The organism is Luteibacter sp. W1I16, assembly GCF_050434905.1.
In the GTDB taxonomy this organism is placed as follows: Bacteria; Pseudomonadota; Gammaproteobacteria; order Xanthomonadales; family Rhodanobacteraceae; genus Luteibacter.
Window position 1 is genome coordinate 2893839 of the sequence record NZ_JBNDJJ010000001.1, and the last position, 13398, is coordinate 2907236.

A 13398-nucleotide genomic window follows, 5' to 3' on the forward strand; every position below is an offset into this window, starting at 1 on the left:
GGCTCCGATTACATGACTCTTCGCCCCGCGATCGCTCTCCTGCTGGCCTTGTCGGCCGCGGGCGTCCAGGCACAGGCCGCCGCGCCGCAGCAGCAGCCCGGCACGACCGCGCCGGCGGGCAAGTCGGCGCCGCAACCCAAGGACGCCTCGGAAGCGGCGACCTCGCCCGAGCCGCAGCGCAAGGAGTCCAGCCTCCCGCTGAAGCCGACCCAGGCCGAGGCGCAGGCGTCGCAGCTCTCCGCGCGCTTCCTCACCCGTTTCCACTACCAGGCCCAACCGCTCGACGATGCCATGTCGGCCAAGATCTACAAGGCCTACATCGAGTCGCTCGATAGTGAGAAGGTCTTCTTCACGCAGGAAGACCTGGCGAAGTTCGACCCGCTGAAGACACAGTTCGACGACGCCATCTGGAACCAGGATCTCTCCGGTCCGTTCTCGGTGTTCAACCTGTACATCACGCGCGCCGTCGACCGCATGAACTACGCGCGCAGCCTGCTCAAGCAGGGCTTCGACTTCAGCGGCAACGAGAGCTTCAACTTCGATCGCAAGAAGGCCGCCGCGCCGAAGAACCAGGCCGAGCTCGACGACGTGTGGCGCAAGCGCACGATGAACGACTGGCTGCGCCTGAAGCTGGCCGGCAAGAACGACGACGACATCCGCAAGACGCTCGACAAGCGCTACGCCACGTACATCTCGCGCGTGCGCCAGCTCGACGACGAGGACGCGACGCAGGCCTTCATGACCGCGTACGCGAACTCCACCGATCCGCACACCGATTACCTCGGCCCCCGCGCCGCCGACGCCTTCGACATCGCCATGCGCCTGTCGCTGGAAGGCATCGGCGCGGTGCTGCAGGCGCGCGACGACTACACCACCATCCGCGAACTCGTCCCGGGCGGCCCTGCGATCAAGTCCGGCAAGATGAAGCCGGGCGATCGCATCGTCGCCATCGGCCAGGGCGAGACCGGTCCGATGGTCGACGTCGTCGGCTGGCGCCAGGACGACGTCGTCAAGCTCATCCGCGGCAAGAAGGACACCACCGTCCGCATCGAGATCCTTCCGTCCGACGCCGGCGTGGACGGTAAGCACGAGGTCGTCACCCTCGTGCGCAAGAAGGTCACGATGGAAGAGCAGGCCGCCAAGTCGAAGGTCATCGACGTGAAGGACGGCGATGTCACGCGCAAGATCGGCGTGATCGAACTGCCCACGTTCTACCAGGACTTCGGCGCGCGCCGTAACGGCGACACCAATTTCAAGAGCGCCACCCGCGACGTCTCCAAGCTGCTCACCGAGCTGAAGGCGCAGAAGGTGGAAGGCGTGATCATGGACCTGCGCAACAATGGCGGCGGTTCGCTCAACGAAGCCACCGAACTCACCGGCCTGTTCATCGACACCGGCCCGGTGGTGCAGGTGCGCGACGCGCGCGGCCAGGTCGACGCCCAGGGCGACGACGCGCCGGGCATGGCGTGGGACGGCCCGATGGCCGTGCTGGTCAATCGCGGTTCGGCCTCGGCGTCGGAGATCTTCGCCGCCGCCATCCAGGATTACGGCCGCGGCATCATCATCGGCGAGCCCACCTTCGGCAAGGGCACCGTGCAGAACCTGGTCGACCTCGACCGCTTCGGCAAGGCCACCACCGGCGAGGACGCCAAGTACGGCGAACTCAAGATGACCATCGCCGAGTTCATCCGCATCAACGGCGACAGCACGCAGTTGCGCGGTGTCACGCCCGACGTGCAGTTCCCGCAGAACGGCGACGCCAAGGAATTCGGCGAATCCACCTACGACAACGCGCTGCCGTGGCGTCACATCGATCCCGCCGACTACAAGCCGGTGGCCGATCTCAAGCCGATCATTGGTCCGCTCAACCAGAAGCACCAGGCGCGCGTGGCTACCTCGCCCGCGTGGAAGCTGATGCTCGACGAGCTGGCGCAGTACCAGAAGCTGCGCGACAAGACCGACATCTCGCTGAACTTCGCGGCGCGCCAGGCCGAGCGCAAGCAGTACGACGCCATCCAGACCGACTTCCGCAACCGCCGCAAGGCGATCTTCGGCGGCGATGGCAGCCCGGCTGAACTGGGTGACGACGGCAACACCGCCGACGACGGCCTCAACGCCAACGAGCGCAGCATCAAGTCCGAGATCAAGCAGGAAGCCGAAGCGAAGAAGGCCAAGGACACGCCGCTGGACGAAGCCGCCCACATCGTCGGCGACGAGGTCGCGATGATCAAGGCCGATCCGAAGATCGCCGCGGAAGTGCTTCCGTACGGCGGCCGCAAGATCGACGCCCCGCAAACGGCGCAGGTCCCGGCAAAATCCCCGGCAGACAGCACCCCGTAACAAGAAGGCGCCGCAAGGCGCCTTTTTTATGGGAAGCCCCACCCTCTCTTTTTTTGGTGGGAGCCGACCCTGTCGGCGATCCCGCGGCAGCGGGCCAGGCTGCGGCAAGCACCCATCGCCGCTGAAGCGGCTTCCCACCACCGCCTCCACCACAGCCTTCCACCACAGCCTTCCACCACAGCATCGAGTAGATGGGGCAGGAATAGACCTGGTGGGAGCCGACCTTGTCGGCGATCCCGCGGCAGCGGGCCAGTCTGCGGCAAGCACCCATCGCCGCTGAAGCGGCTTCCCACCACAGCCTTCCCACCACAGCCTTCGAGTAGATGGGGCAGGAATAGACCTGGTGGGAGCCGACCTTGTCGGCGATCCCGCGGCAACGGGCCAGTCTGCGGCAAGCACCCATCGCCGCTGAAGCGGCTTCCACCACAGCCTTCCCACCACAGCCTTCCCACCAGAGTTCGCATTCATCCTTTTCCTGATAGCCTCGATGCGCTTTTTCATCGCATAAGGGCAGGGAAATGACGGATCTCCTCGATCGACTCGGCGTCGAGCACGCCATGAGCGTACTCATCGTCGCTTACGCCATCCGCATCGGGCTGGCGTTGCTGCTCCTGGTCGCGGGCTTCTGGCTCGCCGCTCGCATCGCCAACTTCGGACGCCGCGCCCTCGAACGCGCGCGTGTCGACCTGACACTCGCCTTGTTCCTGCGCAACCTCATCTACGGCGTGCTGCTGGCGCTGCTCTTCATCAACGTGCTCGGCACGGTCGGCGTGCCGACCACCTCGTTCATCGCCGCGCTGGGTGCCGCCGGCCTCGCCATCGGTCTCGCGCTCAACAGCTCGCTGTCGAACATCGCCTGGGGCGTGCTGCTGATCCTGTTCCGTCCTTTCCGCGTGGGCGATTTCGTCAGCGTGGGCGGCATCGACGGCACGGTGGAAAGCGTGAACCTCATGCATACCTACCTGGTCACGCCGGACAACCGTCAGGCGGTGGTGCCCAATGCAAAGGTGGGTGGCGACGCGATCATCAACTACAACGTCCGCGGCACGCGCCGCTTCGAGTTGAAAGTGGGCATCGGCTACGGCGACGACATCGGCAGGGCCATGCAGGTGGTGCAGGATCTCTTCGCCGCGGACCCCCGCATCCTCAAGGACCCGGCGCCCGGCGTGTGGACCGAAGCCTTGGGCGATTCCAGCGTGAACCTGATCATTCGTGGTTGGACCGCCACCGCCGACATGTGGGAAGCGCAGACGACGCTTCTGCGCAGGGTGAAGGAGGAGTTCGACCAGGCAGGCATCACCATTCCCTATCCACAGAGTGAGATCCGGTTCGTCGGGCCTCCGCCGTCCGAGGGTGAGCGCAACCCGCTACAGCCAACAAGATAAAGGGTGGGAGCCGACCCTGTCGGCGATCCCGCGGCAGCGGGCCAGGTCACGGCGAGCACCCATCGCCGCTGAAGCGGCTTCCCACCACAGCCTTCCCACCACAGCATCGAGTAGATGGGGCAGGAATAGACCTGGTGGGAGCCGACCTTGTCGGCGATCCCGCGGCAGCGGGCCAGGTTACGGCGAGCACCCATCGCCGACAGGGTCGGCTTGTGTCTTTCCGAAGGGCTAGGCTTGGAGGTGAGAGCGGAGTGCGGCAAGCCGATGGACGGCAGTGCTGCGAGCACGTGTGGGAGCTAGGGCTGCCGCACTCCCTCCACTACAGCCCGAACAGTTGCTCGAGTCGTACCTCGAATTCACAAGCCGGGGCATGGTGGAGGTGCTCTCACTGCCGATCGTACTCCGGAGTGAAGCCATGAGCATCTTTGTAGGTATCGACGTGGGCAAAGCCACGCTGGACGTGGCCTGCCATCCCCGCGGCCCCGGCGGGCGCTTCGCCAACTCGCCCCAAGGGCACCGCGCGTTGCTTGATGCGCTGGCGCCACAGGCGGTCCAGCACATCGCCATCGAGGCCACGGGCGGTTACGAACGAGGCATTCTCGACGCCTTGGCCCAGGCCGGTTATTGCGTCACGCGCCTGGCCTCGCACCGGGCCACCGCCTACGCACGGGCCCTGGGCCACTTCGCCAAGAGCGATGCCCTGGACGCGCAGGTCCTGGCCCGCATGGCCGCCCATGTGACGCCCCAACCGTATCAAGCGCCCTCGCCCGGGCGAGCGGAACTGGCCGAGTTGCTGCGTTGCCGTCTGCAACTGGTCGGACAGCGCGATGACAACCGCCGCCGCCTGGCGCAGACCCGGCTGGCCGCGGCACGGCATGCCCTGCAGGCCATGATCGAGGCGGCCAAGGTCCAGATCGCCGACCTGGACAAGCGCATCGCCACGGCCACGACGGCGGCGGCGCCCGCGTCACGGTTGCGCGAGGTGCCCGGCGTGGGACCGGTGACGGAAGCGACGTTGCTGGCCTACCTGCCCGAGCTGGGGCGACTGTCGCGACAACAGATCGCGGCGCTGGTCGGTGTCGCGCCGTACGTCGACCAAAGCGGCCGGCGCGACGGGCCTCGACGCGTCCGCGCCGGCCGATGGGTCGTCCGACGTGCGCTCTACATGGCTACCTGGTCCGCCATCCGCGTCAAGGGCAGCGCCCTCGGCGCACGGTATCGCGCCCTACGGGCGCGCGGAAAGCTGGCCAAGGTCGCCCTCGTCGCCTGCATGCGCAGCTTCATCACCGCCATCAACGCCATGGTCCGTGATCAGGTCGGCTGGCGATCTTCCGCACCTTGAGGAGCCAAAGCAAAAAGACAGTTGCTCCCACCGGAGCGCGGCCGGCCAATCAGAACCGCCTCGCAAAGCAGAAATCGTCCCGAACGACCGTTTGAATCGAGCGAAAACGGGTCATCCGGCGGGTCCTAGGGATTACAATCGACCGGTTGCGCCGCAGCACGGCGCCCGTCATTCCCCCGCCAGCGGGTTCGTCCGCCCGCAAGCGCCTGTTTTTAGGAGGTTCCATGGCCGACGTCAAAGAAGCCCGCGTCCCCGATATCGGTGGTAGCGCGGTCCCCGTCATCGAAATCATGGTCAAGGTCGGCGATCGCGTCGAGAAAGACCAGAGCCTGGTGACGCTCGAGTCCGACAAGGCCACGATGGAAGTCCCGGCGCCGTTCGCCGGCGTGATCAAGGAACTCAAGGTCAAGGTCGGCGACGAAGTCGACGAAGGCCACGTCATCGCCCTGGTGGAAGCCGAGGGCGACGCCCCGGCCGCGCAGCCGAAAGCCGAGGCGCCCAAGGCAGAAGCACCGAAGGCCGAGGCCCCGAAGGCGGCCGCTCCGGCGCCCGCGCCCATCGCGGCCAAGGCGCCGTCGGCGTCGAAGTCCTCCGGCCCGGTCGAGGTGAAGGTTCCCGACATCGGCGGCAAGCCGGTGCCGATCATCGAGATCATGGTCAAGGCGGGTGATCGCGTCGAAAAAGACCAGAGCCTCATGACGCTCGAATCCGACAAGGCCACGATGGACATTCCCGCGCCCTCGGCCGGCGTGATCAAGGAACTCAAGGTCAAGGTCGGCGACGAGGTCAACGACGGCCACGTCATCGCCATCCTCGAAGGCGAGGGCGGCGAAGCCGCTGCCGCCGACGAGCAGCCCGCTCCGTCCAGCGAGAAGCCGGGTGTCTCCGAAGCCCCCGCCGAAGCACCTCGACGCGAAGCCGCCGCCGCGCCCGCGCCGTCGGCCGACGTGCCGGTGGGTGGTGCGCCGCGCACGCCGCCGGTGTCGTTCGACGCGTCGGTGGTCATGCCCGACGCCGTGCCCTATGCGAGCCCCGCCGTGCGCGCTTTCGCGCGCGAACTCGGTGTCGACGTCGCCCAGGTGAAGGGCAGCGGCCGCGGTGGGCGCATCCAGCGTGAAGACGTGTCCGCCTACGTGAAGCAGGTGATGACCGCCGGCGCACCCGCGGCCACGGGCGGCACCGTCGCCGCGGGTGGCGGGCTCAACCTGCTGCCGTGGCCGAAGGTCGATTTCTCGAAGTTCGGCGAAGTGGACGAGAAGCCGCTGTCGCGCATCCAGAAGATCTCCGGCGCGAACCTCGCCCGCAACTGGGCGATGATCCCGCACGTCACGCAGTACGAAGACGCCGACATCACCGAGCTGGAAGCCTTCCGCAAGAAGCTGGGCGAAGAGAACAAGGATCTGAAGATCACCCCGCTGGTGTTCCAGATCAAGGCGGTGGTCGCGGCGCTGAAGAAATTCCCCACCTTCAACGCTTCGCTCGACGCCTCCGGCGAAAAGCTCACGCTGAAGAAGTATTTCCACATCGGCATCGCCGTGGACACGCCCGACGGCCTCGTCGTGCCGGTCATCCGCGACGCCGACAAGAAGGGCCTGCTCGAACTCGCCGCGGAACTGGGCGAGATATCGAAGAAGGCGCGGGACAAGAAGCTCACCGCGAACGATATGTCCGGCGGTTGCTTCTCCATTTCCTCGCTCGGCGGCATCGGTGGCACGGCGTTCACGCCGATCATCAACGCGCCGGAGGTGGCGATCCTCGGCGTGTCGAAGGCGCAGATGAAGCCGGTCTGGAACGGCAAGGAATTCGCGCCGCGCCTGATGCTGCCGCTGTCGCTGTCGTACGACCACCGCGTGATCGACGGTGCGCTCGCCGCGCGCTTCGCGGTCTACCTCGCCAACCAGCTCGGCGACATCCGCCGGCTGTTGCTCTGACGGGGGTGCACCATGGCTAACACTATCGAACTGAAGGTTCCCGACCTCGGCGGCTCGCACGACGTGCCGGTCATCGAGATCCTGGTCAAGGTCGGCGACGCCGTCGAGAAAGACCAGAGCCTCATCACCCTCGAATCCGACAAGGCCACGATGGACGTGCCGGCCACGCAGGCGGGCACCATTGTCGAACTGAAGGTCAAGGTCGGCGACGAGGTGAACGACGGCAGTGTCATCGCCCTGATCGAGGCCGCGGGTGACGCCGGCAAGCCGGAGGCCGACAAGGTCGTCGGCCAGGCCGTGACGAAGGACGCTCCCGCGCCCGCCGTGCCGTCGCCCGCTCCGGCCCCGCCGAAGCAGGCCGTCGCGGCGCCGGCCCCCGTGCCCACCGCCAGCGTGAAAGCGGCGGGCGACTCCGGACGCAAGGCGGACATCGAGTGCCAGCTGGTCGTCCTCGGCTCGGGCCCGGGCGGCTATACCGCGGCGTTCCGTGGCGCCGACATCGGTCTCGATACCGTACTGGTCGAACGCTACGAATCGCTGGGCGGCGTTTGCCTCAACGTGGGCTGCATCCCGTCGAAGGCGCTGCTGCACGCGGCCGCCGTGATCGACGAGGCCGCCTCGATCGAAGCGCACGGCATCACGTTCGGCAAGCCGACGATCGATCTGGACAAGCTGCGCTCGTTCAAGGAAAAGGTGGTCGGCAAGCTCACCGGCGGCCTCGCCCAGATGGCGAAGGCGCGCAAGGTGCGTACCGTCACCGGCGTGGGCATGTTCATCTCGCCGAACGAAATGGAAGTCCAGACGGCCGAAGGCACGAAGCTCATCCGCTTCCAGAACGCCATCATCGCCGCCGGTTCGCAGTCGGTGAAGCTGCCCTCGTTTCCATGGGACGACGAACGCGTCATCGACTCCACCGGCGCGCTCGAACTGCGCGACGTGCCGAAGAAGCTGCTCGTCGTGGGCGGCGGCATCATCGGCCTGGAAATGGCCACGGTGTACGCGGGCCTTGGCTCGGAAGTCACCGTGGTGGAACTGGCCGACCAGCTCATGCCGGGTGCCGACCTCGACCTGGTGAAGCCGTTGCAGGGCCGCATCGCCAAGCGCTACAAGGGCATCCACCTCAAGACCAAGGTCGTCGAGGCGAAGGCAACGAAAAAGGGCATCGAAGTCACGTTCGACGGCGAGAGCATTCCCGAGACCACCGTCTACGATCGCGTGTTGGTGTCCGTGGGCCGCTCGCCGAACGGCAACAAGATCGGCGCGGACAAGGCCGGCGTGGAAGTCAGCGAGCGTGGCTTCATCCCCGTCGACCGCCAGATGCGCACGAACGTGAAGCACATCTTCGCCATCGGCGACCTCGTGGGCCAGCCGATGCTGGCGCACAAGGCCACGCACGAGGCCAAGGTCGCCGCGGAAGCGGCCGCCGGCCAGAAGAGCTTCTTCGACGCACGCGTGATTCCGTCGGTGGCCTACACCGATCCGGAAATCGCCTGGGTCGGCGTGACCGAACGCGAGGCGAAGGAAAAGGGCCTGAAGATCGGCGTGGGCAAATTCCCCTGGGCGGCGTCCGGCCGCGCCATCGGCATCGACCGCACCGAAGGCTTCACCAAGCTCCTGTTCGACGAGGAAACCCACCGCATCGTCGGCGCCGGCATCGTCGGTCCGCACGCGGGCGACCTCATCTCCGAGCTCGCCCTCGCGATCGAGATGGGCGCCGAAGCCGGCGATATCGGCCGCACGGTTCACCCGCATCCCACGCTCGGCGAATCCGTCGGCATGGCGGCCGAGGTGTACGAAGGCACGATCACCGACCTGTACATCCCGAAGAAGAAATAACCTACCGACGCCCGCGGTGCCATACGGCATCGCGGGCCGTCGCGGCCGGGCATGGTCGGTGGATGCTTTCTCGACCCCATTCCCGCGATCTTCGCCACGGCCGGGTATCGGAACCCGGCCGCATCTACTTCGTTACGACCACGACGTGGAATCGCGCTCCGTTATTCCGCGACCACGGCTACGCGCGTGCGGTTTCCCGCATCGCCCATTCACCGGCGACATGGGCAGGGGCTGAATGCCTCGCCTGGGTCGTGATGCCCGACCATTGGCATGGCCTCGTCGAGTTGCATGACGGCGATCTTTCGAAGGTGGTGGGCCGGTTCAAGTCGCTGGCCACCAAGGCGATGAAGAAACACCGCCATCGCCAGTATCCGGTCTGGCAAAAGACCTTTCACGATACGGGGCTGCGAAGGGACGACGACGTCAGGGCGGCGGCGCGTTACCTCGTCGCGAATCCCGTTCGCGCCGGCCTGGCGCAATGCGTCGGCGACTACCCGTACTGGAACGCGGTCTGGCTATAGCCATGGCTCGGTGAGAGCCTGCTCTGGTGGGAGCCGACCCTGTCGGCGATTGGGGCTTGCGGCAACCTGGAATCGCCGACAGGGTCGGCTCCCACCAAAGCCAGTCCACCAAAGCCAGTCCACCAAAGCCGGTCCACCAAAGGCAGTACGCCAAAAACCGCGCCGCAGGCCACCGTGGCCACGGCCATATCGCCCTGCATCGCCGGTTATGGCATCGTCGGCGGATGCCAGCCCCTCAGCCAGCCCATTACCTCCGTCGCCTCGGCATCTGGGATGCCGCGATGATCGTCATTGGCGGTGTCATCGGCGCGGGCATCTTCCGCACGCCGGCCACCGTCGCCCAGCTCACCAGTTCCGGCACCGAGGTCATCGTGCTCTGGACGCTGGGTGGCCTGCTCACCCTCGCCGGGGTGCTGTGCTACGCGGAACTCGGTGCGCGACGGCCGCAAGCCGGAGGCACTTACGTCTACCTGCGGGAAGCATTCGGCCAATTGCCGGCCTTCCTGTTCGGCTGGACGATGGCGTTGATCAACTACCCGGGCAGCGTCGCGGCCGTCGCCACGACCTTTGCCGACTACGCATGCCGCGCCATGGGGCTTCCGCATGAGTGGGTGAAGCCGCTGGCGGTGGGCGCGATCGCCTTCATCGTGGCGGTAAATCTGTTCGGCATCCGCGCTGGCGCCTGGGTGCAGAACACCTTCACTGTGCTGAAGCTCGCCGCCGTCGCGCTGCTGATCGTGGTCGGCCTGTTCCTCGCCCGTGGTCATCTCGGCCTGGCCTTCGCCGCCGATCCCACGCACGACGTGCCACCAGGCACGGTGATCGGCGCCTTATTGCCGGCGCTGTTCGCGTATGGCGGCTTCCATTACCTCAACGACCTGGCCGGCGAAGTACGCGATCCGCAACGGACGTTGCCCCGCGCGTTGGGGCTGGGCATGGCCAGCGTGGTGGTCTGCTATGTGTTGGTGAATATCGCCTACATGGCGGGCCTGGGCCATGACGGTCTCGCCGCGAGCACCGCGCCCGCCGCGGACCTGATGCGCCGCGTGTTCGGGGAATCCGGCGCCACGATCATCGCCGTCGGCATCGCCTGTTCCACCTTCGGCTATTGCAGCATCGCCGTCGCGGGTGGCGCGCGCGTGCTGCAGGTGATGAGCGCAGACGGCATGTTCTTCCGTCCCATCGCCCGCATCGATGCACGCACCGGTGCGCCGCAATTCGCGCTGGTGGCGCTCGGCGCGTGGGCGATCGTGCTGATCCTTTCAGGCAGCTTCAACGCCTTGCTCAACTACACGACCGTGGGCGAGTGGCTGTCGCATGCGTTCGGCATCGCGACGATCTTCTGGTATCGCAAGAAATTGCTGTCGGAGCCGTCGCCTTATCTGGTGCCGGGGTATCCGTGGCTGCCGCTGGTATTCACCACCACGGTGCTTTGCGTGATCGCCGCCACGGCGGTGACGGCGCCCGCGGACGCGGGGATGAGCCTGGTGATCATCGCCATCGGCGTGCCGGTGTATTACCTGTGGCGTCGCCGGGCGGGGGCTTGAACGAAACCCGCTCTGGTGGGAGCGGACCCTGTCCGCGATGGGTGGTGCGGCGGCCTGGCTATCGCCGATAGGATCGGCTCCCACCGAGCGGGGGGCGGCTTGGAGTGCCGACGTGTAAGTAGATCGGGACATGTTCACGTCTGGCGTGGCAGATTGGGGCGATGCGCCCAATCATCCTTTTCGTGCTGATTACCTCGTCGGTTCTCACGGCGGGCGTCGCCGCCGCGACGGCCGTCGATCTCGTCCATCCGACCGGTGAGGTGCGCATCGTGGCGCAGGACGCCGCGCTCGACCCGACGGTGCGCAAGAGCGCTGAAGGGGAGGAGCTGGTAGCGGTGACGTTCAAGCCGGCGGCGAAGCCGTCGCTCGTGCTCACTCCCGCGAAGGGCGCCTGGTCGTGGCCCGCCGATGGCACCCTGCGTCTGCGCGTGCAGAACGGCATGCCGTGGCCGGTGACGCTCATGATCGACGTCGCCTCGTCCTCGAAGCACCTCACGGCGACGGTGGGCGTTCCCCCGGGTCCGCCGCAGACGCTGTCGCTACCGTTGCAGGCCACCTCGCCTCGTGCGTTCGGCATGCAAGTGGGTCCACCGATGCCATTCGAGGACAGCATCGTCGCCACGTCGGTCGACGGCGCGATCGACGCGCGTGCCATCACCTCGGTCACGCTCTCGATACCGCAGCCCGGCGCGCCGCAGACCCTGCTGTTCGGCAAGCTCGACGACGTCGCCGGCGGTGACGACCTGCGCCACGCCTATACCGCGATCGTCGACCGCTACGGCCAGTACACGCGCGCCACCTGGCCTGAAAAGATCGCCAGCGACGCGGACCTGAAAGCACGTACCAACGCCGCCCCGAAAGTCACCGACTCGAAAGGCCTCGACCGGTACGGCGGCCGCACCGACCTGCCCGCGATGCAAGCCACAGGCTGGTTCCATGCACAGAAGCAAGGCGGCCGCTGGTGGCTGGTGACGCCCGAAGGTCACGCTTTCTTCTCGCTCGGTGTCAACGCCGTGAACCTCACCGACGGACGCACTTACGTGCAAGGCCGCGAGTACATGTTCGCCGCACCGGAAGCCGCCAACGGACCGTTCGGTGGCAGCGGCGACAGCCGCAGCGACCAGGGCTCGCAGCGCGACAACGGCATGAATCACGGCCGTTGGTGGGACGTCTATGCGAATAACGTGGCGCGGTCGCTCGGCGGCGACAAGGACGAATCCGCGTGGCGCAAGCGCACGGTCGATCGGCTCAAGGCCTGGCGGTTCAACACGCTGGGCAACTGGAGCGATCCCGCCTTCGCGGGCGACCACCGCATCGCCTATACCGTGCCCATCCTGATCCGTGGCGACTTCAATACCGTCGGCACCGGGTTCGATTATTGGGGCCGCATGCCGGATCCTTTCGACCCACGTTTCGCCAAGGCTACCGAGGCCGCCGTCGCCAACGCGACCAAGGGCATCCGCGACGACCCCTGGCTGCTGGGCTATTTCGCCGACAACGAACTGTCGTGGGCGGGACAGGGGCCGCAAGGCCGCTGGGCGCTCGCCACGGGCACCCTCGCGCAAGGTCCGGAAAGTCCCGCCAAGCAGGCCTTCCTCGACTACCTGAAGAAGACCCACGGCGACGCCCCCACGTTCGCGAAAGCGTGGGGCGTGCCAGCGACGAATTGGGAGCAGGTGGCCGCCAAAGCCTTCAAAGCGCCCGATCCCAACGAAGCGCACCCGGCGATCGCCGCGGACTACATCGCGTTCCTGAAACTCTATGCGAACCAATACTTCCGCACCGTCGCGCAGACGCTGAAGAAAGCCGACCCGCATCACCTGTTTCTCGGTGGCCGTCTGGCCGTCCGAACGCCCGAGGTGGAAGAAGCCAGTGCGGCCTATGCCGACGTCACCAGCATCAATACGTATACGGATCTGCCCGAACACGGTTTCGACGTGGCCGCCTTCCGCAAGATGGACAAGCCCGTGCTGATCACGGAGTTCCATTTCGGTTCGGCCGATCGCGGTCCCTTCGGCAACGGCGTCGCCGCGGTCGCCAGCGAGGAGGAACGCGGCAAGGCCTATGCGCGTTTCGTGGATGCCGCGGTGGCCTCGGGGGTCATCGTCGGAACGCACTGGTTCCAGTACGTGGACCAGCCGGTCACCGGCCGTATTCTCGACGGGGAAAACGCGCATATCGGGCTGGTCGGCATCACCGACGTCCCGTTCGAAGGATTCACTCGCGCCGTCACCGACGCCAACGCCCGCACAGGCGGTGGATCAGGCGGCGCGCGCTAGGGGAAGGCCGCGCCGGGCCTCGCGCGACGCGCCGCGGCCCATGGCGAAGGCGATCGGCTCGGCGATGCCGACGATCGTGCTGAGCGCCACGTTCTGGTTCACGGCGTAACTCATGGAAAACGCGATGCTGAAGTGCGTCGCGGCGTATTTGATCTTTCTGGCCATGGCCGGACTCTCCAATGGGAATGCATCTCATTATGGGGGCGCGAAACCATGA

General features: G+C 66.6%; 9 protein-coding genes. 8 read left to right on the forward strand and 1 reads right to left on the reverse strand.

Annotated features, from left to right (window positions below):
* Positions 1 to 12: 12 nt before the first annotated feature.
* The 8 genes from QFZ41_RS12770 (at position 13) to QFZ41_RS12805 (ending at position 13181) form a co-directional block, all read left to right on the forward strand.
* The gene (locus QFZ41_RS12770) at positions 13 to 2340 is read left to right on the forward strand and encodes a carboxy terminal-processing peptidase (protein WP_429199112.1); all 2328 of its coding nucleotides are present in this window, start codon (positions 13 to 15) and stop codon (positions 2338 to 2340) included.
* A 518-nt stretch (positions 2341 to 2858) separates the two neighbouring features.
* A complete protein-coding gene (locus QFZ41_RS12775) occupies positions 2859 to 3725 on the forward strand; it encodes a mechanosensitive ion channel family protein (RefSeq protein WP_429199113.1) in 867 nt (288 codons plus the stop codon).
* A 415-nt stretch (positions 3726 to 4140) separates the two neighbouring features.
* Positions 4141 to 5067: an IS110 family transposase gene (locus QFZ41_RS12780; protein WP_429197486.1), complete on the forward strand. Its 927-nt coding sequence runs from the start codon at positions 4141 to 4143 to the stop codon at positions 5065 to 5067.
* A 224-nt stretch (positions 5068 to 5291) separates the two neighbouring features.
* Entirely contained in the window at positions 5292 to 6998 is a 1707-nt protein-coding gene (aceF, locus tag QFZ41_RS12785; RefSeq protein ID WP_429199114.1) for a dihydrolipoyllysine-residue acetyltransferase, read from the forward strand.
* A 12-nt stretch (positions 6999 to 7010) separates the two neighbouring features.
* On the forward strand, positions 7011 to 8834 hold the full coding sequence (lpdA, locus tag QFZ41_RS12790; protein WP_429199115.1) for a dihydrolipoyl dehydrogenase: 1824 nt from the start codon (positions 7011 to 7013) through the stop codon (positions 8832 to 8834).
* A gap of 62 nt (positions 8835 to 8896) precedes the next feature.
* Complete coding sequence (locus tag QFZ41_RS12795; RefSeq protein ID WP_429199116.1) at positions 8897 to 9355, forward strand: REP-associated tyrosine transposase; 459 nt, start codon at positions 8897 to 8899, stop codon at positions 9353 to 9355.
* A gap of 224 nt (positions 9356 to 9579) precedes the next feature.
* The gene (locus QFZ41_RS12800; protein WP_429199117.1) at positions 9580 to 10902 is read left to right on the forward strand and encodes an APC family permease; all 1323 of its coding nucleotides are present in this window, start codon (positions 9580 to 9582) and stop codon (positions 10900 to 10902) included.
* A 161-nt stretch (positions 10903 to 11063) separates the two neighbouring features.
* Entirely contained in the window at positions 11064 to 13181 is a 2118-nt protein-coding gene (locus QFZ41_RS12805) for a beta-agarase (RefSeq protein WP_429199118.1), read from the forward strand.
* Here the strand turns inward: QFZ41_RS12805 and QFZ41_RS12810 are convergent.
* Positions 13164 to 13346: a DUF2061 domain-containing protein gene (locus QFZ41_RS12810; protein ID WP_426285645.1), complete on the reverse strand. Its 183-nt coding sequence runs from the start codon at positions 13344 to 13346 to the stop codon at positions 13164 to 13166. The two genes, QFZ41_RS12805 and QFZ41_RS12810, sit on opposite strands and share 18 nt — an antisense overlap.
* Positions 13347 to 13398: the final 52 nt, after the last annotated feature.